Source organism: Furfurilactobacillus cerevisiae, assembly GCF_048961765.1.
Taxonomy (GTDB): Bacteria; Bacillota; Bacilli; order Lactobacillales; family Lactobacillaceae; genus Furfurilactobacillus; species Furfurilactobacillus milii_A.
Genome location: NZ_CP185253.1, coordinates 1,399,486 through 1,419,739 on the forward strand (window position 1 = coordinate 1,399,486; position 20,254 = coordinate 1,419,739).

Sequence of the window (20,254 nt, forward strand, 5' to 3'; positions counted from 1 at the left end):
TATGTCCGTTAAGTAAGCTAACAACGCTTCGTGAAAACCGACGCAAAGAAAACTTATTTTAATGTTATTAAATTTGTTTTCACAGTATAAAAATATTGGCATGTGAAATGTGAAAGAAGTATGAAAACGTGATTATACATTTAATACGCTGGTAAAAAGTTCATGTAACAGCGTTTTATGTTCGATTGGTTGGTTGCTATACAAAAAGCACCAAAAATGTTCAGAAACTTCACAAGTAAATGGGGTGTGCCAAGGTTTTTTGTGAGCTTTTTAACAATTATGAAACCCCTTGCAAACGATTTCTATCTAGCGTTACAATTGTCGGTGAAAGATGAAAGCGCATACATTTGCTTGTTGCAAGTCTTAGACAGTGAGCGGATGGAAGCTGTCATCAGAAAAAGAAAGGAATGTGTGCATTATGGCAAACAACGATTCATCTAAGCCAATTGTAGACTTTGCTGCGATTAAGGAAAATCTCGGTAGTGAATACAAAATGGTTCAAGTTCTAGACGGTTCTGCCAAAGTTGTTAATCAAGAGGTGTTTGACTCATTTAGTGATGAACAACTGGTTGATTTCATGAAGAAAATGGTTTGGGAACGTGCTTTACATGAGCAAACCATGAGCTTTTCACGTCAAGGTCGGTTAGGGTTCTACGCTCCAACGGCTGGTGAAGAAGCCAGTGAAATGGGCAGTGTCTCAGCTTTTGAACCTCAGGATTTCTTGTTCCCGGCTTACCGTGACTTACCACAACTGATCCAACACGGTGGTTCAGTTGAAAAAGGCTTCCTATGGTCACGTGGTCATGTTAAGGGTAATCAGTATGATCCAAAGTATCGTGCATGGATGCCACAAATTATTATCGGTGCTCAATTCGTTGAAGCTGCCGGTGCTGCTTTAGGAATTAAGAAGAACGGTGAGAACAACGTTGCCTTTGTTTACACCGGTGATGGTGGGACTTCGCAAGGTGATACGTATGAAGGCTTGAACTTTGCCGGTGCCTTCCAAGCCCCATTAGTTGCCATCATTCAAAACAACGGCTTTGCAATTTCCGTTCCACGGAAGAAGCAAACGGCTGCCACAACGTTGGCTCAAAAGGCCGTTGCTGCCGGAATGCCTTCTGTTCAGGTTGACGGGATGGATATCTTGGCTGTTTATTCTGTTGCTAAAGCTGCTCGTGAGTACGCAGCAGGCAATGGGCCAGTGCTGATTGAAACCTTAACTTACCGTTATGGTGCCCACAGCTCAGCCGGTGATGATCCTTCGCGTTACCGTACTAAGGAAGAAGAAAAGCCTTGGCATGATAACGACCCATTAATCCGTTTGCGCAAGGTACTGGAAGACAAAGGACTTTGGTCCGATCAACAGGAAAGTGACTATGCTGACGAATGCAAGACGCAGTTCAAGGCTGACTTAAAAGCTGCCGATGCAGAACCTAAACAAACAAATGTTGAAATGTTAAAGAACACGTTCGAAGTACCAACTCCGAACATCAAGGCACAAATTGCCGAATTTGAAGCAAAGGAGTCGAAGTAATCATGGCTACGAAAACTTATATTCAAGCGATTACTGACGGACTTGATCAGGTCTTAAGCGACGATGACAAGACGTTAATCTTCGGTGAAGATGTCGGTAAAAACGGTGGTGTTTTCCGTACCACTCAAGGATTACAAGACAAGTACGGTGAAGACCGGGTATTTGACACACCATTGGCTGAATCAGGTATTCTTGGTTTAGCAATGGGACTAGCAGCAACTGGTTGGCGGCCGCTTCCTGAGATCCAATTTATGGGTTTCACATTTGAAGCTGTTGACTCCATTGCTGGTCAAATGTCACGGACACGGTTCCGTTTCGGTGGCGAAAAGAATATGCCAATCACGATTCGGACACCATTTGGTGGTGGGACACACACCGCTGAAATGCACTCAGATAACTTGGAAAGTTTCTTCACTGATGTTCCCGGATTGCGTGTGGTAACGCCTTCCAATCCTTATGATGCAAAGGGCTTGATTATTTCAGCTGTTGAAAACAACGACCCCGTATTGTTCATGGAAAACTTGAAGTTGTACCGTTCCATGAAGGCTGAAGTGCCAGACGACAAGTACACGGTTCCGTTGGACACTGCCAAAGTGGTTCGCGAAGGAACTGATATCACCGTTGTTGCTTACAGTGCTGAAGTTAATGAAGCACTGAAGGTTGCTGACAAACTGGCTAAGGAAAACATTTCTGTTGAAGTTATCGATTTGGTTTCCTTATCACCAATTGACACAGACACAATCTTCAAGTCAATCGACAAGACGCATCATGTTGTGATGGTTCAAGAAGCACAACGGATGGCTGGTGTCGGTGCGACGGTTGTATCTGATATCGCTGAAAACGACATTCTTTCATTGGACGCCCCAATTGGACGGGTAGCCGCTCCAGACAGCATTTACCCATTTGCTTTGGCTGAAGACGACTGGATTCCGGATGCCGCTGAAATTGAAGCAAAGGTTCGTGAAATCCTCACATACTGATACTGACGTTTGATAATCAGATCAGACGGGTCCACCCGTAAATTCGATGAAAGGAAGATATTCCATGTCCTACAAATTCAAATTGCCAGAACTTGGTGAAGGAATGGCCGAAGGTGAAATTGCTGCCTGGGATGTTAAGGAAGGCGACAAGGTCGCTGAAGATGACACCCTGGTAGAAATTCAAAACGACAAGTCCGTTTCAGAATTACCATCACCAGTTGCTGGTACCGTTAAAAAGATTTTTATGCAAGCAGGTGAAACTGCTAAGATTGGCGATCCATTAGTTGAGATCGACGATGGCTCACCTGACACACCTGATGATGACGCTGCGCCTGCAGCACCAGCCGAAGCTTCTGCTGCACCTGAAAGTGCCGCCCCAGCTCCAGAACCTGCTGCCACACCAGCGCCAGCCGCACCAGCTACCGGTGCCAACCCGAACCCTGTATTGAGCAACCCAAGTAAACTTGTGTTGGCAATGCCTTCGGTTCGTCAATACGCTCGTGACAACAATGTCGATATTTCAATTGTTGCCCCAACTGGCAAGCATGGTCAGGTATTAAAGAGTGACGTTGATGCCGCTAAGAATGGTGCCGCACCAGCTGCAACTACGGCTGCACCAGCTGCCGCAGCGAGTGCTCCTGCTGACACTGCCGCAGCTCCAATCAAGCCATACGTTTCAGCAACGCCTGATCTTGAAACACGTGAGCCAATGTCAATGACACGGAAGGCTATTGCTAAAGCAATGGTTACCTCTAAGCACACTGCACCACACGTAACTTCATTTGATGATGTCGATGTGACTGCATTGATGGCTAACCGGAAGAAGTACAAGGCAATTGCCGCTGACCGTGACATTCATTTGACCTTCTTGCCATATGTTGCCAAGGCTTTGGTTGCCGTCTTAAAGGACTTCCCAACCTTGAATGCGTCAATTGATGACAGTACTCAAGAAATTGTTTACAAACACTATTACAACATTGGTATTGCTACGGACACACCACATGGCCTGTATGTACCAAATGTTAAGAATGCTGATTCCAAGGGTATGTTTGAAATTGCTAAAGAAATCGCTGATAACACCCAGAAGGCTCAAGACAATAAGCTGTCAGCTGCTGAGATGTCCGGTGGTTCCATCACCATTAGTAACGTTGGTTCTATCGGTGGTGGCTGGTTTACACCAGTTATTAACTACCCAGAAGTTGCGATCCTTGGTGTTGGTAAGATTGCTAAAGAACCATATGTCAACGACGATGGTGAAATCGTTGTTGGTAACATGTTGAAGCTGTCACTGAGTTATGACCACCGTTTGATTGATGGTGCAACTGCACAACGCGCATTGAACGAGTTGAAGCAATTGTTGCACGACCCAGACATGCTGTTAATGGAGGGATGATTTAACAATGGCTGATGTAGAACAAAAAGACACGGTGATTATTGGTGCAGGCCCCGGCGGTTACGTTGCCGCTATTCGGGCAGCCGAACTTGGCCAACAAGTGACGGTGGTTGAACAATCAGAAACACTCGGCGGTGTTTGTTTAAACGTCGGTTGTGTTCCTTCAAAGGCATTAATTCAAGCTGGCCACCGTTTGCAAGAAGCAAATGATGCCTCAACTTATGGCATTACAACAGCTGGTCCAGCTACAATCGACTTTGCTAAAACGCAAGAATGGAAGCAAAAGAAGGTTGTTGACCGGATGACCAGCGGGGTTGCCATGTTGTTGAAGAAGCACAAGGTTGAAGTGATCCGTGGTGAAGCCACACTAGACAGTGATACTCAGTTACGTGTTATCGCTCCTGGGCCAAAGCAGTTCATGAGCCGTGACACAGGTCGGACGCTGGCTTTTAAAGACTTGATCATTGCATCAGGTTCACGACCAGTCGAAATTCCTAACTTCAAATTTGAAGGTCGGGTTATCGATTCAACAGGCGGTCTGAACTTGCCAGAGATTCCTAAGGAACTGGTTGTTATTGGTGGTGGTTATGTCGGGACTGAATTAGCTGGTGCCTATGCTAACCTCGGTGCTCACGTAACGATTCTTGAAGGCACACCATCGATTCTGCCTAACTTTGAAAAAGACATGGTTTCACTTGTGCTCAAGAACTTGAAGGCTCACAAAGTTGATGTTATTACGAGCGCGATGGCTAAGAAGTCTGAACAGGATGACAATTCTGTGACTGTCACTTATGAAGTTGATGGCAAGGCTCAAACAATCAGGGCTGACTACTGCATGGTCACTGTTGGTCGCAAGCCTAACACAGACAACCTTGGGCTTGAATTCACGGACGTTAAGACTGACAAACGTGGTTTCATTGACGTTGACGATCAAGGTCGGACAGCTTCTCCGCATATCTACGCAATCGGTGATATTGTGAACAATGGTCCAGCATTAGCACACAAAGCCTTCTTTAATGGTAAGGTTGCCGCTGGTGCAATTGCAGGTCACCACACTGCAAACGATTATGTAAGTGTTCCTGCCGTTTGTTTCGCAGACCCTGAATTAGCCACGGTTGGGTACACCCAGGCTGAAGCCAAGGATGCCGGTTTGGAAGTTAGCACCGCTAAGTTCCCATTTGCTGGGAATGCGCGGGCGGTTTCAATGGATCAAGCAGATGGATTCGTTCGTTTGGTCACAACTAAGGAAGACAACACCCTTGTTGGTGCCCAGGTTGTTGGCCCAGATGCCAGTGATTTAATCGCTGAATTAAGTTTGGCAGTTAACTCACACATGAATGCCGAAGACGTTGCTTTGACCATTCACCCACACCCAACTTTGAGTGAACCGATTCAAGAAGCTGCGGATATCGCAATTGGTTTCCCAACTCATATCTAATATCGTAATGCACACATCATTACTGAAAAAGAGGCTGGTAACAGCCTCTTTTTTTGCGGAAAATAATGCAGATAACTGATTGTGCTCACCAATTTTGTGGATTGCGTAGTGCAATTACAGTCTCATGCACTGATTTACTTGATATTCGGAGCCGCTTGGGTAAAATTATGGTAAAAATAAACTAATATTTCAATTAATTGAGTCAAACGCATATTTATTGCTTTACTTAATACGTTTTATTCAAGAGGGATGGTCTGTTAATGAAGCCAAATGTAGTGCTATATGGGACCGGGAGATTTAATCAATTATTGTTATCCAGTTTGATCGCGTTGGATTTACCAATTGGAATGGCTGTTATGGATTCTGGGGACGTTGCTGCTGATCAGCTTTACGCGGATACACAAGTAGCTGCTGAAGGCTGCACGAATTTAAACGTTAAAATTGCGACGCAAACTGACCTAGTAACAGCGGATGCTATTATTTTCGGCGATATTGCGCCGATGGAAGCTGGGACGGAACGTGATGATGCGTTGAGCGTCGTAATGCCTCGTTTGCGAAACTTCATTCGTGAGGCGATGGCACAAGGCTTTAAGGGGAAGATGATTGTCGCCAGTCAATATGACGATTTGTTGACATACTTTGCCCAGAAGTTTTCCGGTGTTGGCGTCAGCAACTGCATTGGTGTTGGGACATTAGCTCACACAACAATTTTAAATAACACTTTAGCGAGAACATTTAATGTGCCGCTTGATAGTTTGCATGCCTACGTAGTGGGAATTGCCAATGATCACTTGATTGCTTGGAGCCGATCAACAGTCGGACCGGCACCGGTGCTTTCGTTGATGGCAAATGAGGATATTAACTTCGATGCTGCTGAATTAGGTGAGATTGAACAACAGCTGAATGCAACTGCCATTTCGACTAATGATGCATTGCACGCGCAGTCAGTAATTAAAATTTTGAATGGAATCTTTTTCGATCATCCGTTTATCGGTTCTTTAACCAATTTGCTGACGATTACTGAAGAACGAGTGACACCATTCAGCACGCCAGTTCGTGTCAATGCAGCCGGGGTTTCAAAACTCGTTGATGTAAGTTATTCTGATTTGGAGCAACGTCAATTAGACGAAATTGGTAGTCAAGTTCGTGACACTACATTGGCGATTGAAAAGGGAAGTTTGGAAGAGGACGACGATGAAGACGAACATTGATTTACCGTTGGACGAACAGTGGTCTCGTCAAGAGATCGTTATTGCCACTCGTTTATACGAATTAGTTTTGGAAGCCAATGAGACCGGTGTCGATCGGGAAAAATTATTGGCAGCGTACGAAGCGTTTACGCAAATGATGCCATCAAAAGGTCAACGCCGTCAGCTAGATCGGCAGTTTGAAAAACAGGCTGGCGTCAGTATTTACGCGACAATTAAACAAGCTCAGGGCAGTTCTCGCAAACGGCTACGAATTGAGTAAGCGTCATTTTGAAAAATATTTAGTGTAAAAATGCAGAAAGGAACAATTGGATGCAAGAAGCAACGTATCAAAAGTGGAATGCACAAGTTACGGCCTGGATTGATGAGGCGAAGGCTAATATTTTAGAGCATTTTCATGAACCGCTAGACGTTGAACAGAAGTCCGGTCGTCGTGACTTGGTTACACAAGTTGATAAGGAAAACGAACAGCGTTTCGTAGCCCATATTCGTGAGTCGGATCCAACCGCACGCATTCTCGGCGAAGAGGGACTTGGCGATGACGTTCAAGATGACAAAGGGCGGTTGTGGATCATCGATCCGTTGGACGGCACGATGAACTTTGTCAAACAACGGGATGATTTTGCCATTATGTTGTCACTTTACATTGATGGTGTAGGTCAGGCAGCATGGCTGTGTGACGTTATGGGTAACCGGTTATTTCATGGCGCTAAGGGGCTTGGCGTTTGGCTCAATGATGATAAAATGACAGCTCCGGCCAATTTACCGTTGAGCGAAGGCTTGGCAGCATTATCCGGTCCACTAGTTACTCACGATGTGGATCATATGCAGGCGATTGCAGCTGCGAGTTTAGGCATGCGAATCGTTGGCAGCGCAGGCATTGCTTTCACAAAGGTTTTACGCGGCCAGCAAGTGTGTTATATCTCATATTTGAGGCCTTGGGATTTTGCGACAGGAAAAATTTTAGCAGAAGAACTGGGTTTAGTAGTGTCCACAGTTGACGGTCAAACGCCGACTGTGCTATCATATGGCGTTGTATTAGTAGCTACGAAGCAGGCACAAAAAGCTATTGTTGCCATGCAAACCGCGTAATGTCGGACTGTGACACGAGTTAACGAGGAGTCACAGTTTTTTTACGCCTTGTATAAGGGTGCGCGCTACCGATTAATTTTAAGTTATTTGAAACGAAGGGAAGTTACACTTTGAAAACTAGAGACGATATTCGTAACATTGCTATCATTGCCCACGTTGACCATGGTAAAACAACTTTAGTTAACGAATTATTGAAGCAATCCGATACGTTGGATTCCCACACGGAAATCGCGGATCGTGCAATGGATACGAACGCAATCGAACAGGAACGTGGGATCACGATCCTGTCAAAGAACACAGCCGTTAAGTACGGTGACAAGCAGATCAACATCTTGGATACACCAGGACACGCGGACTTCGGTGGTGAAGTTGAACGTGTTATGAAGATGGTTGATGGTGTGTTATTGGTTGTGGATGCCTATGAAGGAACCATGCCACAAACACGTTTCGTGCTTAAAAAGGCATTGGAACAACACTTGACACCAATCGTTGTCATCAACAAGGTGGACCGTCCAGGTGCTCGCCCTGAAGAAGTCGTTGACGAAGTGCTTGATTTGTTCATCGAACTTGGTGCGGACGAAGACCAATTGGAATTCCCAGTTGTTTATGCTTCTGCCATGAACGGGACTTCTTCATACGATTCAGACCTGTCTACGCAAGAACACACGATGAAACCAATCTTTGATACCATTTTAAAGACGATCCCAGCACCAATCGATAACGAAGACGAACCTTTGCAGTTCCAAGTTGCTTTATTAGACTACAATGATTTCGTTGGTCGTATCGGAATTGGCCGGATTTTCCGTGGAAAGATCAAAGTCGGCGATAACGTTACTGTTATGAAGCTGGACGGTTCAACACAGAACTTCCGTGTAACGACACTGTATGGTTTCTTAGGTCTGCAACGGGTTGAAGTTAACGAAGCCAAGGCTGGTGACTTGATCGCCGTTTCCGGGATGGAAGAAATCAACGTTGGTGAAACTGTGACACCACAGGACCACCAAGAAGCATTGCCTGTTTTGCGGATTGACGAACCAACTCTGCAAATGTTATTCCGGACGAACGACTCACCACTTGCTGGTCAAGAAGGTAAGTTTGTGACAACTCGTCAGCTGGAATCACGTTTGAAGCAGGAATTACACACTGATGTTTCGTTACGTGTTGAAGACACCGACGAACCAGATGCATGGATGGTTTCTGGTCGTGGTGAATTACACTTATCAATTTTGATTGAAACTCTTCGTCGTGAAGGTTATGAATTACAAGCTTCACGTCCGGAAGTTATCTACCGTGAAATCGACGGTACGATGGAAGAACCATTTGAAGCCGTTCAAATTGACACACCTGAAGAATACGCTGGTTCCATCATCGACTCCTTGTCTCAACGCAAAGGTGAAATGAAGAATATGGAAAACACAGGTAATGGTCAAACTCGTTTAGAGTTCTTGGCGCCTTCACGTGGTTTAATTGGTTATTCAACTGATTTCTTATCCATGACGCGTGGTTATGGGATTATGAACCATACCTTCGACAAGTACATGCCAGTTATTAAAAACTGGAACCCTGGCCGTCGGAACGGAACCTTGGTTTCAATTAACCAAGGTACTGCAACTACGTACGCCATGATGGGTGTTGAAGGACGTGGTCAATTGTTCATCGATCCTGGTACCACTGTGTACGAAGGGATGATTGTTGGTCAAAATAGCCGTGAAAACGACATTTCTGTCAACGTTACCAAGGGTAAGAACATGACTAACGTTCGTTCTTCAAACAAGGATATGACTGCGACAATCAAGACGCCAACACACTTGACGCTTGAAGAATCACTCGAATTCTTGAACGAAGACGAATATTGTGAAATCACACCTGAACACGTTCGTTTGCGGAAACAAATTCTGGAAACAAACGCACGTGAAAAAGCTTCTAAGCGTCGTAAGGCTGCTGCCCGCGACAACTAAATTTGTCTTTTAAAAGCCTTGTCCTTGTGACAGGGCTTTTTTTAAATCTTGCGGTATACAGTCACTGACAGTGCCTAGTTTTGTGGGATGACTTATGAAACGCGAATTATGATTATTAATCTCGTATAAAAATTTGTAGTTGTTCGCAGGTGAATTCAGGTTTTAGTGGGGTGGCGTTTCCAATCAGCATCTTACTAAGTGCTCATCACACAGTTAAATGTTAAATAAAAACCGTAGATGATTGGCTTGTCGGCAAAGCAGACGTGAGCGTATGCTATAATATGAAAAGAATTTTTTTGTGAGGAAAACGATGTGAAAAAGTTTAAGATTCTTGATTACTATATTTTAATTCCGTACATCGTTCTCAGCCTGGTTGGTATCGTGATGGTGTATTCAGCTAGTGCTAACGTGGCCATCAGCAATGGTAGTACGCCAAATGGATACCTGATTAAACAGACCGCGTACGTAATTATTGGACTTTTCTTAGCCGCATTTTTTTATTGGCTTCGACTATCAGTGTTAAGACGGCGTTCCTACGTCGAAATCGCGACATTTGTTATGTTAGGTTTGGTGCTGATCGTGTTGGTTATCGGTGCGAGGATCAACGGGGCCAAGGGCTGGATTAATTTAGGCCCAGTAAACATTCAACCTGAAGAGTTTTTAAAACTTTATATTGTGCTTTTCTTGGCCCACTATATGGATTCGCATCAGGTTAGTTTAGAGGAACGTTATTGGCATACGATGCGTGCGCCGCTAATTTTATTTGCTGTCATGATTGGTTTAGTTCTGATGCAGCCAGACACTGGTGGTGCAGCGATTGATTGGTTTATTATTTTGATCATGATGTTGAGCAGTGGTAACAAACATAATGTGCCTACCGAAATTGTTGGTGTTCTGTTTATTGGCTATTTGGCAATGTTAGGCTTTTTGTCACACACAAACTTGAACTCGCCGATGTGGACTAAGCATTATCAATTACAACGGTTTGTCGCCTTTATCGATCCATTTGGAACGATTAAAACTGTTGGTCGACAGCTCGTTAATTCATACTATGCGATTAGTAATGGTGGTCTATTTGGTCGCGGTTTGGGAAATAGTATTCAAAAAATGGGCTATCTGCCAGAACCTAACACTGATTTTATTTTGGCAGTAACCAGTGAAGAGCTGGGTGTTATTGCAGTGCTGATCATTCTCGCTCTGCTAGGAACAATTGCTGGGCGGGCTATTCAAATTGGCAAGCGGGCATCTACAATGTATGAATCGTTAGTTTGTTATGGCATTGCGGCGCTCATCACCGTGCAGTCATTGTTTAATGTCGGCGGTGTCGTTGGTGCGCTTCCTATCACTGGGGTGACCTTGCCGTTTATTAGTTACGGTGGTTCATCTATGTTAGTGCTGTCTATGTCAATGGGTATCCTCTTAAATATTTCTGCCCGTGAAAAGCGTGCACAAATCGCTGAACGTGCTGAAAGGGCAACTGTTAAGTAAGCTGAATTATATATAGCTGTGATAATGTCATCTGGAAAAATATTGAAATAAAAGAGTAAGGAGGACGTTTTATGAGCGAGGAACAAACAAGCCAAGTCAACGGCTCAAAGGGTTCAACTGATAAAAAGAAACAGGCGCCACGTCGCAATAATCACCATCCCCGTCGGCGGTCCAAATCAAATCAACAGAGAAACAATAAACCCAATAACAGAGCTAATGAAGAAGAGAAAAAGGCGCAACAAAGTCCTAGTGCTAAACAGGACAAAACTGTTAAAACGACAAGTGATGGCGGCCGTCAGAATCGATCCACAGGTCAGCATCGCTGTCGTCGTTCGCAACGTAAACCCAACCCAACTTCGAGACAGGATAATGTACATACTGGCGAAAAGACGGTTACTGCATCACATTCCGTTAAAACGAATTCACATGGTGTAAAACGCGAATCAGAACAAAAAAAGACGGTTTCTCGGTCCCATAGAAACAGAACAACCACGCACTCATCGATGAGTCACTCAAAGAGTGAAACTCAACATGAGAAAATTTCACCAACGGTGCCTGTAAAAGGGACTGACAGGCAAAGCGTTCCTGCTAAATCCGAGGAGGTCGTCGTTCGCGCTAATCTGGCCGATGCTTTTGTTAATCACGAGCCTGAAAAATTGGCGCCCCAACCTCGCCAGGCGTTGCATGTGTTTGTCCGCAATTTGCGTCAGGTTCGGCAACTTAGACGATTTGGCGATATCGAGTACATTTCAAAGAAGCTACACTACGTTGTCATTTACATGGATCAGGATGACATTAGTCGAAATCAGCAAGCAATCAACAAATTATCGTTTGTTCGACGTGTAATGGTCAGTGAACGGCCAGAAATTGACCCGTTTGTTGGCGAAGGGGTTAACGCTAATTTCGTGACTCATACAGAGAATGATGGTGCGGCTGATGCTATCCCTGACGCTGACCAAACGTCAGCTGATCATTCAGACTCAGCGGCAACAAAATCGACGGAGGCACATTAATGCGAGTGGTTGCAGGCGAGTTTGGCGGACGACCGTTATCAGCAGTTCCAGGGTCGTTAACGCGTCCCACTACGGACAAGGTCAAAGAAGCCATGTTTAGTATGATTGGACCTTATTTTGACGGTGGCCGGGTATTGGATTTGTTTGCCGGATCAGGTGGCTTGGCTATTGAAGCCGTATCACGCGGTATGGCTGAGGCCGTATTGGTTGATCATCAGTATCAGGCAATTAAGACCATTAAGGCTAATATAGCGGTCACAAAATCAGCAGATCAGTTTACGGTAATCAAGGGTGAAGCTAACAATGTGCTCAAACGCTTGGTTGCAGAAGAACAGCGATTTGACCTAATTTTGTTAGATCCGCCATACGCAAAACAGAAAATTATCGATAATCTCAACTTCATGGCAGCAAACGGATTACTCAATGATGGGGCGCAGGTAATTGCTGAAACAAATCAGGAAGCTCAATTGCCAGAGAATTTTGGTGCATTTACGCAAACTCATCATCGGGACTATGGCATTACGGACGTGATGGTGTATCGGTATCAAGTCATAAAAAAGGAGACCGGCGAAGATGAGTAAACGAATTGCGGTTTTTCCAGGCAGTTTTGATCCACTGACGAACGGTCATTTGGATATCATTGAGCGTGCCAGTCACATGTTTGATCAGCTCATTGTTGCCGTTGGCACTAATACAGGTAAACGGCCGCTATTTAGCGTTGAAGAAAAAATTGGCATGATTCAAGCTGTCACGACCAACCTACCAAACGTTAGTGTTGAAACCATCAGTGGATTGACGGTTACGTTTATGCATGAGCACCACGCTACCTTTTTGATTCGTGGGTTACGCAATGATCAGGATTTTAATTATGAACGCGATATTGCCAATATGAATCGCACATTAGCAGAGGATGTTGAGTCTGTCTTTTTGTTAGCAAAGCCTGAGAATGCGCAAATTTCTTCCAGTATTCTGAAAGAAATCGTTCACTTTGACGGTGATGTTTCAGCATTTGTACCAGCTGTTGTGTGGACCCATTTGCAGGAGAAACGGCAACAGGAACGGCAAGAGATGAATTAATAATTGGATGGGGTAATTGAATGAAAAAAAGACGTTGGGGCTGGTGGCTTGGTGGTGCAATCGTCATCATCGGTCTTCTGGTGATGCGGTTTTTGCCGCTCAATCAGTACATCGAAACGCCCGGAACGGCAGATAACTTACGCAATTTCGTCACGATGCCAACACGGCCAGACAAGCGCAAGGGTGATTTTATGATTACCTCTGTTTATCAGCAACAAGCGACACCAATTTCTTGGTTATGGGCGCACGTTGATCCACACGCGACAATCTATAACGAGCAAGAAGTAACTGGCGGCGAGAATCAAACAACTTATAACAAGGTTCAGGGATTCTACATGCAAAGTGCCATTAATCAGGCCATTGCGACGGCATACAAAGCTGCCAATGAACAGTATACGCGGCAATACTTGGGGATCTACGTTTTGGATGTCTCAAAAACGTCTCACTTTTATCACAAAATTCAGGTCGGCGATACCGTTACAAAGATTGATGGTGTGCATTATGATTCTTCTGTTGGTTACCAAAAGGCACTGGCCAAACGTAAACTATCGGACAAAGTTGCCATTACGTATACACACAACGGTAAAGAACAGACAACGAAAGCCGGTTTAATTCGTTTGCCGGATGGACGCTCTGGAATCGGTATTACACTGACGGACGATGTTAAGGTCAGCACCAAAATTCCGGTTGAAGTTAATGCTGGGCAAATTGGTGGCCCATCAGGTGGTTTGATGTTTAGCTTGCAGATTTATCAGCAATTGACTAATCAAAACTTACGCCATGGTCAAAAAATTGCTGGAACTGGCACCATTAATGCGGATGGTTCCGTTGGTGAAATTGGTGGAATTGATAAGAAAATTGTGGCCGCTCACAAGGCAGGCGCTAAAATATTCTTTGCACCATATCTGAAACCAAGCAAGGAAGTTTTGAAGTATGAGGAAGGCCACAAGACGAACTATCAACTGGCAAAGGAAACAGCAAAGAAATATGCACCAGGGATGAAAATTGTTCCCGTGAGCTCATTTGATCAGGCCGTCAAATATTTACAAACGCACAAGTAAATTGATTTGGATATAAAGTCATCGGTTGAAAAAACTGATGACTTTTTTATGTTTGACGAACAAATAACGCTTGTTTACGTATGTTATGGGTATGGACCATATCAGATAGTAAACAGGAGGATAAATCATGGAATGGCGAGAGGCATTACGAGATGCTTGGCGACAATATCGAGGCTGGTTGTTGGGTGGTCTGGCTGTCATGATTACAGTAGGTGTGATTGGTGCCCAGTTATTAAAACCTAACGATCAACACCACGACACAAACAGTTCAATGAATGGCATGTCACAGGCCTCATTTCAATCCGATAGTTCCAGCCTAGCCGATGCGACAACCAAGGTAGCAACGCGGTCAACCAAGCCAGAAGCAACTGCAAGCGCGGCCACTGTTAATTCAGAAAAGACTGTTGGACAGACTGAATCGGTGGTTGAGGTAAAAGGTGCCGTTAATCAACCAGGCGTGTATCGGTTTAAAACCAATATGCGAGTTATCAACGCAATTGACCGGGCAGGCGGTTTGCGGGCGGATGCTGACAGTAAACAAGTCAATCAGGCGCAGACGTTACATGACCAAATGGTGATTTACATTCCCACTCATGGCGAGGCGTTGCCAACGACTAATGCTAGTGGTGTGGATGGTGCCACGAATACGGCCACGGCGGGCGATAATGGCGCAGTTGGCACTGCCGGGGCGACAGTTGACGGCGATAGTGCGGATGCACCAATTGGGTTGAACAGTGCGACGAAAGAACAGTTAACGAAAATTTCAGGAGTAGGTGATAAAAAGGCTCAGAAAATTATCGACTTTAGAACGGAACACAACGGCTTTAAGTCATTAGACGACTTAAAACAAATTTCTGGATTTGGTGAGAAAACCGTTCAAAAATTGAAACCACATTTAAGCTTGTCGTGAGACACAGACTGGCATACGCTTAATGAAATATATTTAATGAATGGTGGAGGTAACATAATGGCAGATCAAAAACGGGTTCCCTGGGATCAATATTTTATGATGCAAGCGGTGTTGTTGGCCAGTCGCAGTACTTGTCAGCGGTTGTCTGTTGGCGCTGTTTTAGTCCGTGACAAGCGCGTTATTGCTGGCGGTTATAATGGCTCTGTCTCAGGTGATGATCATTGTATTGATGTTGGTGATTATTTAGTGGATGGACATTGTTTAAGGACGATTCACGCAGAAATGAATGCCGTTTTGCAATGTGCGAAGTTTGGGATTGCAACTGATGGAGCTGAAATTTATGTAACCGATTTTCCGTGTTTGCAATGCACTAAAATGTTATTACAAGCCGGCATCACGAAGATTAATTATTTGCGTAATTATCATAATGATCCATACGCAATGCACCTAGTTTCTCTTAAAAATATTGAAGTGAAGCAGATTAACATTCCTGAGGATGCATTGACACAATTCCACATTACGGACTACTTAACGGTCCAAGATAACGATTCACATCCTCAGAAATGACCATTTCTAACCGGCCACCATGGATTTTCCTAGGGCTACTTGTTGGTCTTATTAATGCAATGATTGTCGGTCGTTTCTGGTGGGCTGGAATTGGTATTGTTTATCTACTGGTACGGTGTCTTTATTTGGGAAACATCAGAGCACATATGCTTTGGCTCATGGGCGTCGCAGTGTTAGCAACTGTGTGGTTCAGTTATCAAAATGTGCAGTACGACACGAAAACGTGGACAACAATCGCAACGCGTCAGCTTAGTCTGCGGGTTGAGCCAGATCAAATTCAGGTTACTGGCGATACAGTGAGCATTATCGGTGAGACAAGAGAAGGTCAGCGGATCCGTGCGTTTGGTCATTTAACGAGCCAGCAAAAAGCGACTCAATTGCAAGTTATCGATCAACCGACACAATGGCAGGTAAATGGTCCGAATGACCTACTTGAAGGACCGCGTAACCGTATGCAATTTGATCGCCGTTCGCAATTACGTGCAATGGGGATTCATGGCAGCATGAAAATGGCCCAGTGGTTCATTGTGAAACCGAGTCAAACGGCATGGCAGTGGCCAATGGATTTAATGCATCACTGGCGTAAACAGTTACTACTGTATTTTGCGACGTTGCCGACCGCATTGAATGAGTATGCAAGTAACCTGATTATTGGGGCGACGGCTAATGATTTTTACACCCAGAATAGTGGCCTAAAACGGTTGGGACTTTTACATTTATTTAGCATTTCCGGTATGCATGTTGTGTATCTAGTCACACTTTGCCAATTTATCCTTGCACGGTTAGGCGTCCCTCGTGAGCACTCACAACTATTATTAGCCATTGGTTTGCCGTTTTATGCAATTATTGCTGGTGGTTCGGGCACATTGATTCGCGCTATTCTTATTGGTGAAGCTAGTTTGCTCCAACCACTACTTAATCGTAAACAATCGACTCAGATAAGTGGCTTAGACATGTGGTCGTTATCATTAATTGGTGGAGTTACGCTTCAACCCGCGGTCTTGTTAACACTGGGTGGTCAACTAAGTTACTTGCTGGCGTTTGCGTTGATCTATGTCGTAGTCGAAAAGACGTGGTGGCAAACGTGGTTAATGAATCTAGTCAGCTTGCCATTGATTTTACATACCGTTTTTCAAATTCACGTTCTCAGCACGCCTGTAAATCTATTGGTGATTCCATTATTTGGTTGGTTTATTTTTCCGTTAGTCATTATCGGTGCCTGCTTAGGTGGTGTATTGAATTGGGTCGCCAATATTACTAACACGGTTTTGATGGTGTTTAGTGGTTTGACAAACTGGTTTGGTCAATTACCGGGAATGGTTACGTTTGGACATCTTTCGACATTATTCACCTGGATATGTTTACTGATGACACTGTTAGCCATTGATGAGCGGCGGCCACGTGTTCGGTGTAAGTGGCTCATTGCACTAGCGATAGTTTACGCGGCGGCGTTTGTGACAATTCATTGGCCAACGGATGGTGAGGTTTCGTTTATTGATGTTGGTCAGGGTGACAGTATTCTTTTAAGAACACCATTTAATCAGCATGTTTCGTTAATTGATACGGGTGGCAAAGTGGGATTTTCAAAACCGTCATGGGCACGCACTTCCCTGGGGATGACCAATGTTGAAGCCGTGACAGTTAATTACCTTCATAGCCGTGGTATCAGTGAAATTGACGATGTGAACTGTAGCCATCAAGATGCCGATCATATCGGAGATGTTGGTCGACTGTTGCAATTGATGACAGTTCACACATTGACGATTCCTGCTGGCATGCGTCAATCGCGTGGTTTTCAGACGAAAATTGCCCCATATCTAAAGCAAACCAGAGTCATCGAGCTGACTGCAGGTCGACAACCTAAAAATTTTCCGTTTACCATTTACCATCCGTTTCATCCAGGACCAGGTGGAAACGAGGATTCCGTGTCATTAGGCACAATTAGGAATGGGGTTCGCTTTTTATTTATGGGTGATTTGGATCGGGCCGGTGAACGAGAAATTCTGCAACATTATCCGACTCTGACAACCGATGTGTTGAAACTAGGTCATCATGGCAGTGACACCTCTAGTGACCCAGTGTTTATTAAACAAGTGGCGCCTAAATTGGGAATTATTTCAGCTGGTCGTGAAAATCGGTATGGACATCCCAAACAAAGTACACTAACGACACTGATGCAGAATCATATTGCAGCTGTTAATACCGCGGATGCTGGCATGATTAGCTATGTCTATGATTGGCTTGGTAACGGCCATTGGCAGACGATGTTGCCGACGCGCACACCGATTGCGGGTTCGCCTCGTTAGTTTGTGAGCTGAATGAAACTTAATAGGGTATAATGATGGAACGAGTTCAAACTTATTAAAAGGCGTCTTGCGACGCGTAAAAAGTAGCTTGAAGGAAGGAATGAAATGGCAACGATGAAAATTGCGGAGTTAACACGACAACTGGCTGGTTCAAACGTTCAGCCATTATATTTAGTGACGGGGACTGAACGGTACCTGTTAAATCAGATTCGAGCGCAATTTAAGGCAATCATTCCCGAGGACCAGGCTCAAATGAATGTTGGTAGCTATGACATGGTACAAACGCCGGTGGCCGTGGCGCTTGATGACGCGATGGCGATGCCTTTTTTTGGCGAGCATCGACTGGTTATAATCGATGAACCGTATTTTTTAACAGGCGAAAAGAGTAAATCAAAGGTCGACCATGATTTAGATGCCTTGCTTAAATTTATCGAACACCCAGAGCCAACTACAATCCTAGTTTTCTTCGCCCCATACGATAAGCTTGATAACCGTAAGAAGTTAGTTAAAACTTTGAAAAAAGTGGCTGTGAATGTAGACGCATCGCCATTGAGTGAACGGGATGCACGTCAGTTTGTGGAGCAGCAGGTAGACCATGATGGCTATAAGTTCGGTCCTGGTGCACTGGATACTTTAATTCAGCGCACTGGTGCTGATTTGTCGTTGATGATGGCCGCACTGACCAAACTGGAGTTATTCGCCGTTCAAGATCATGTAATGACGACGGCAGCGGTTACCGGTTTAGTGGCACAATCTTTGGATGACAATGTTTTTGATTTGGTGAATGCGGTCCTCGGCCGAAATGTTAAACGGGCGGTGGGCTTATACCATGATCTGTTAGCAACTGGAGAAGAACCACTACGGATTAACGCTGTCTTAGTTAGTCAATTTCGTTTGTTGTTGCAGGTGAAGGTGCTGGCTAGCCGTGGATTGAGTCAGGGTTCTCTGGCAGGTCAGCTAAAAGTGCATCCATACCGGGTAAAGCTGGCCTTGCAGAGTGATCGTCACTTTTCGCAACGTGATTTGAGTCGTGCTTTTTTAGGATTAATCAATATTGAAACACAACTGAAGCAAACACAGGATGATCCAGAATTGCTGTTTAATTTATTTATGTTGCAGTTTACCAATCAAGCTGCGTAATTCTCTTCAGTTTAATATGAATAAAAAATAAGCCATTGCAATCAAATCAATTGATTACAATGGCTCATTTTGTGTTAGTAAGGGGAGTCGAGTAAAACGGATGTAAAAGAAAAACCATCATCACGAATGATGATGGCTAAGAATTTACTTTGCTAAGCGAGCAGCTAAACGTGACTTGTCACGTGAAGCCTTGTTCTTCTTGATCAAACCTTTTGAGTAGGCGTGGTCAATTGCGGCGCTCGCGGAACGGTATAATTCTTCAACGTTGTCTGCACCAGCAGTTACAGCTTTTTCAAACTTTTTAACTGCAGTCCGTTCTTCGCTCAATTGAGCAGTGCGACGTGCTTGGGCAATTTCGTTAGTCTTAACACGTGCAATGGCTGATTTTGTAACTGGCATTAATTTCACCTCCGGAGCGTTTGACCCACGTCAAACAAATTTCAACAGTCATCATTATACAAGAGGCTTACGACCAATGCAATAAATAAATGCAGATGCGTCAAGGAAATTCACTTGACCCCATCATGAGTAACGTACTTTTGCTTGCAATTAGTGGTGCGATTAGATAAACTATTAAGCGTGCTAAAGCACGACCCTTACTTAGTTTATCGCCACCACTTGGCGTAGACTCGGTATGTGGTGACAATATTTGAAAGGTGGATTTTATCCATGGCTATTACACAAGCAGAAAAGAATCAGATCATCTCAGAATACGCACGTCACGATGGTGACACCGGTTCTGCAGAAGTTCAAATCGCAGTTTTGACAGCTGACATCAACCAATTGAATGCGCATTTACAAGTGCACACTCACGACTACCACTCACAACGTGGTTTGTTAAAGAAGATTGGTCACCGTCGTAACTTACTGCGTTACCTGCGTAACACGGATATTGAACGTTACCGGACGTTAATCCAAAAGTTGGGTCTTCGTCGGTAATCGTTGTTCGACCGAAGTGTGTGAGGAGGGCTACCCATTGTGGGTGGCTCTTTTTTTATTTGTTTACATTAAAATTAGGATTACTGACTGGTTTGAGAAGCCGTCAACTGGGCAATTGATTGGCTTTTGAGATGGAATATGATAAGCTAC

At 44.4% G+C, this 20,254-nt stretch carries 19 protein-coding genes; 18 read left to right on the top strand and 1 reads right to left on the bottom strand.

Annotated elements, in window-relative coordinates; translation table 11 throughout:
• The first annotated feature begins 418 nt into the window (after positions 1 to 418).
• From pdhA to holA, 17 genes are all read left to right on the top strand, one after another.
• Positions 419 to 1,534, top strand: a complete 1,116-nt coding sequence (gene pdhA / locus ABUE36_RS06695) for a pyruvate dehydrogenase (acetyl-transferring) E1 component subunit alpha (RefSeq protein WP_421017439.1) — start codon at positions 419 to 421, stop codon at positions 1,532 to 1,534.
• Between the two features lie 2 nt (positions 1,535 to 1,536).
• Complete coding sequence (locus ABUE36_RS06700) at positions 1,537 to 2,514, top strand: alpha-ketoacid dehydrogenase subunit beta (RefSeq protein WP_017262044.1); 978 nt, start codon at positions 1,537 to 1,539, stop codon at positions 2,512 to 2,514.
• Positions 2,515 to 2,578: 64 nt separating this feature from the next.
• Positions 2,579 to 3,907: a 2-oxo acid dehydrogenase subunit E2 gene (locus ABUE36_RS06705; protein ID WP_161001169.1), complete on the top strand. Its 1,329-nt coding sequence runs from the start codon at positions 2,579 to 2,581 to the stop codon at positions 3,905 to 3,907.
• Between the two features lie 7 nt (positions 3,908 to 3,914).
• Positions 3,915 to 5,345 (top strand): dihydrolipoyl dehydrogenase, encoded by a 1,431-nt coding sequence (gene lpdA / locus ABUE36_RS06710; RefSeq protein ID WP_421017440.1) that lies wholly within the window; start codon positions 3,915 to 3,917, stop codon positions 5,343 to 5,345.
• A gap of 260 nt (positions 5,346 to 5,605) precedes the next feature.
• The gene (locus ABUE36_RS06715) at positions 5,606 to 6,556 is read left to right on the top strand and encodes a hypothetical protein (protein ID WP_421017441.1); all 951 of its coding nucleotides are present in this window, start codon (positions 5,606 to 5,608) and stop codon (positions 6,554 to 6,556) included.
• Positions 6,540 to 6,815 (top strand): UPF0223 family protein, encoded by a 276-nt coding sequence (locus ABUE36_RS06720; protein WP_161001172.1) that lies wholly within the window; start codon positions 6,540 to 6,542, stop codon positions 6,813 to 6,815. The genes ABUE36_RS06715 and ABUE36_RS06720 overlap by 17 nt, the downstream gene beginning before the upstream one ends.
• Positions 6,816 to 6,865: 50 nt before the next feature.
• On the top strand, positions 6,866 to 7,645 hold the full coding sequence (locus tag ABUE36_RS06725; RefSeq protein WP_161001173.1) for an inositol monophosphatase family protein: 780 nt from the start codon (positions 6,866 to 6,868) through the stop codon (positions 7,643 to 7,645).
• Positions 7,646 to 7,755: 110 nt separating this feature from the next.
• Positions 7,756 to 9,603: a translational GTPase TypA gene (typA, locus tag ABUE36_RS06730; protein ID WP_017262038.1), complete on the top strand. Its 1,848-nt coding sequence runs from the start codon at positions 7,756 to 7,758 to the stop codon at positions 9,601 to 9,603.
• Between the two features lie 312 nt (positions 9,604 to 9,915).
• On the top strand, positions 9,916 to 11,091 hold the full coding sequence (locus ABUE36_RS06735) for an FtsW/RodA/SpoVE family cell cycle protein (protein WP_161001174.1): 1,176 nt from the start codon (positions 9,916 to 9,918) through the stop codon (positions 11,089 to 11,091).
• A 71-nt stretch (positions 11,092 to 11,162) separates the two neighbouring features.
• Positions 11,163 to 12,104 (top strand): DUF2129 domain-containing protein, encoded by a 942-nt coding sequence (locus tag ABUE36_RS06740; protein ID WP_421017442.1) that lies wholly within the window; start codon positions 11,163 to 11,165, stop codon positions 12,102 to 12,104.
• Positions 12,104 to 12,685 carry a 16S rRNA (guanine(966)-N(2))-methyltransferase RsmD gene (rsmD, locus tag ABUE36_RS06745; RefSeq protein WP_161001176.1) on the top strand — a complete coding sequence of 194 codons (582 nt, stop codon included), beginning with the start codon at positions 12,104 to 12,106 and terminating at the stop codon, positions 12,683 to 12,685. Before ABUE36_RS06740 ends, rsmD begins: the two co-directional genes overlap by 1 nt.
• Entirely contained in the window at positions 12,678 to 13,181 is a 504-nt protein-coding gene (gene coaD, locus ABUE36_RS06750) for a pantetheine-phosphate adenylyltransferase (protein ID WP_161001177.1), read from the top strand. Before rsmD ends, coaD begins: the two co-directional genes overlap by 8 nt.
• A 20-nt stretch (positions 13,182 to 13,201) precedes the next feature.
• Complete coding sequence (locus tag ABUE36_RS06755; protein WP_161001178.1) at positions 13,202 to 14,242, top strand: SepM family pheromone-processing serine protease; 1,041 nt, start codon at positions 13,202 to 13,204, stop codon at positions 14,240 to 14,242.
• 127 nt (positions 14,243 to 14,369) lie between these two features.
• Complete coding sequence (locus tag ABUE36_RS06760) at positions 14,370 to 15,152, top strand: ComEA family DNA-binding protein (RefSeq protein WP_161001179.1); 783 nt, start codon at positions 14,370 to 14,372, stop codon at positions 15,150 to 15,152.
• 57 nt (positions 15,153 to 15,209) lie between these two features.
• Positions 15,210 to 15,719 carry a ComE operon protein 2 gene (locus ABUE36_RS06765; RefSeq protein WP_161001180.1) on the top strand — a complete coding sequence of 170 codons (510 nt, stop codon included), beginning with the start codon at positions 15,210 to 15,212 and terminating at the stop codon, positions 15,717 to 15,719.
• A gap of 59 nt (positions 15,720 to 15,778) precedes the next feature.
• Positions 15,779 to 18,025, top strand: coding sequence for a DNA internalization-related competence protein ComEC/Rec2 (locus ABUE36_RS06770; protein WP_421017474.1), 2,247 nt, complete (start codon positions 15,779 to 15,781; stop codon positions 18,023 to 18,025).
• A 114-nt stretch (positions 18,026 to 18,139) separates the two neighbouring features.
• The gene (gene holA / locus ABUE36_RS06775) at positions 18,140 to 19,165 is read left to right on the top strand and encodes a DNA polymerase III subunit delta (protein ID WP_161001518.1); all 1,026 of its coding nucleotides are present in this window, start codon (positions 18,140 to 18,142) and stop codon (positions 19,163 to 19,165) included.
• A gap of 144 nt (positions 19,166 to 19,309) precedes the next feature.
• Here the strand turns inward: holA and rpsT are convergent, their stop codons facing one another.
• Complete coding sequence (gene rpsT / locus ABUE36_RS06780; protein WP_161001182.1) at positions 19,310 to 19,564, bottom strand: 30S ribosomal protein S20; 255 nt, start codon at positions 19,562 to 19,564, stop codon at positions 19,310 to 19,312.
• Positions 19,565 to 19,834: 270 nt separating this feature from the next.
• On the opposite strand from rpsT, the gene rpsO reads away from it, so the two are divergent.
• A complete protein-coding gene (rpsO, locus tag ABUE36_RS06785; RefSeq protein WP_017262027.1) occupies positions 19,835 to 20,104 on the top strand; it encodes a 30S ribosomal protein S15 in 270 nt (89 codons plus the stop codon).
• Positions 20,105 to 20,254 lie beyond the last annotated feature (150 nt).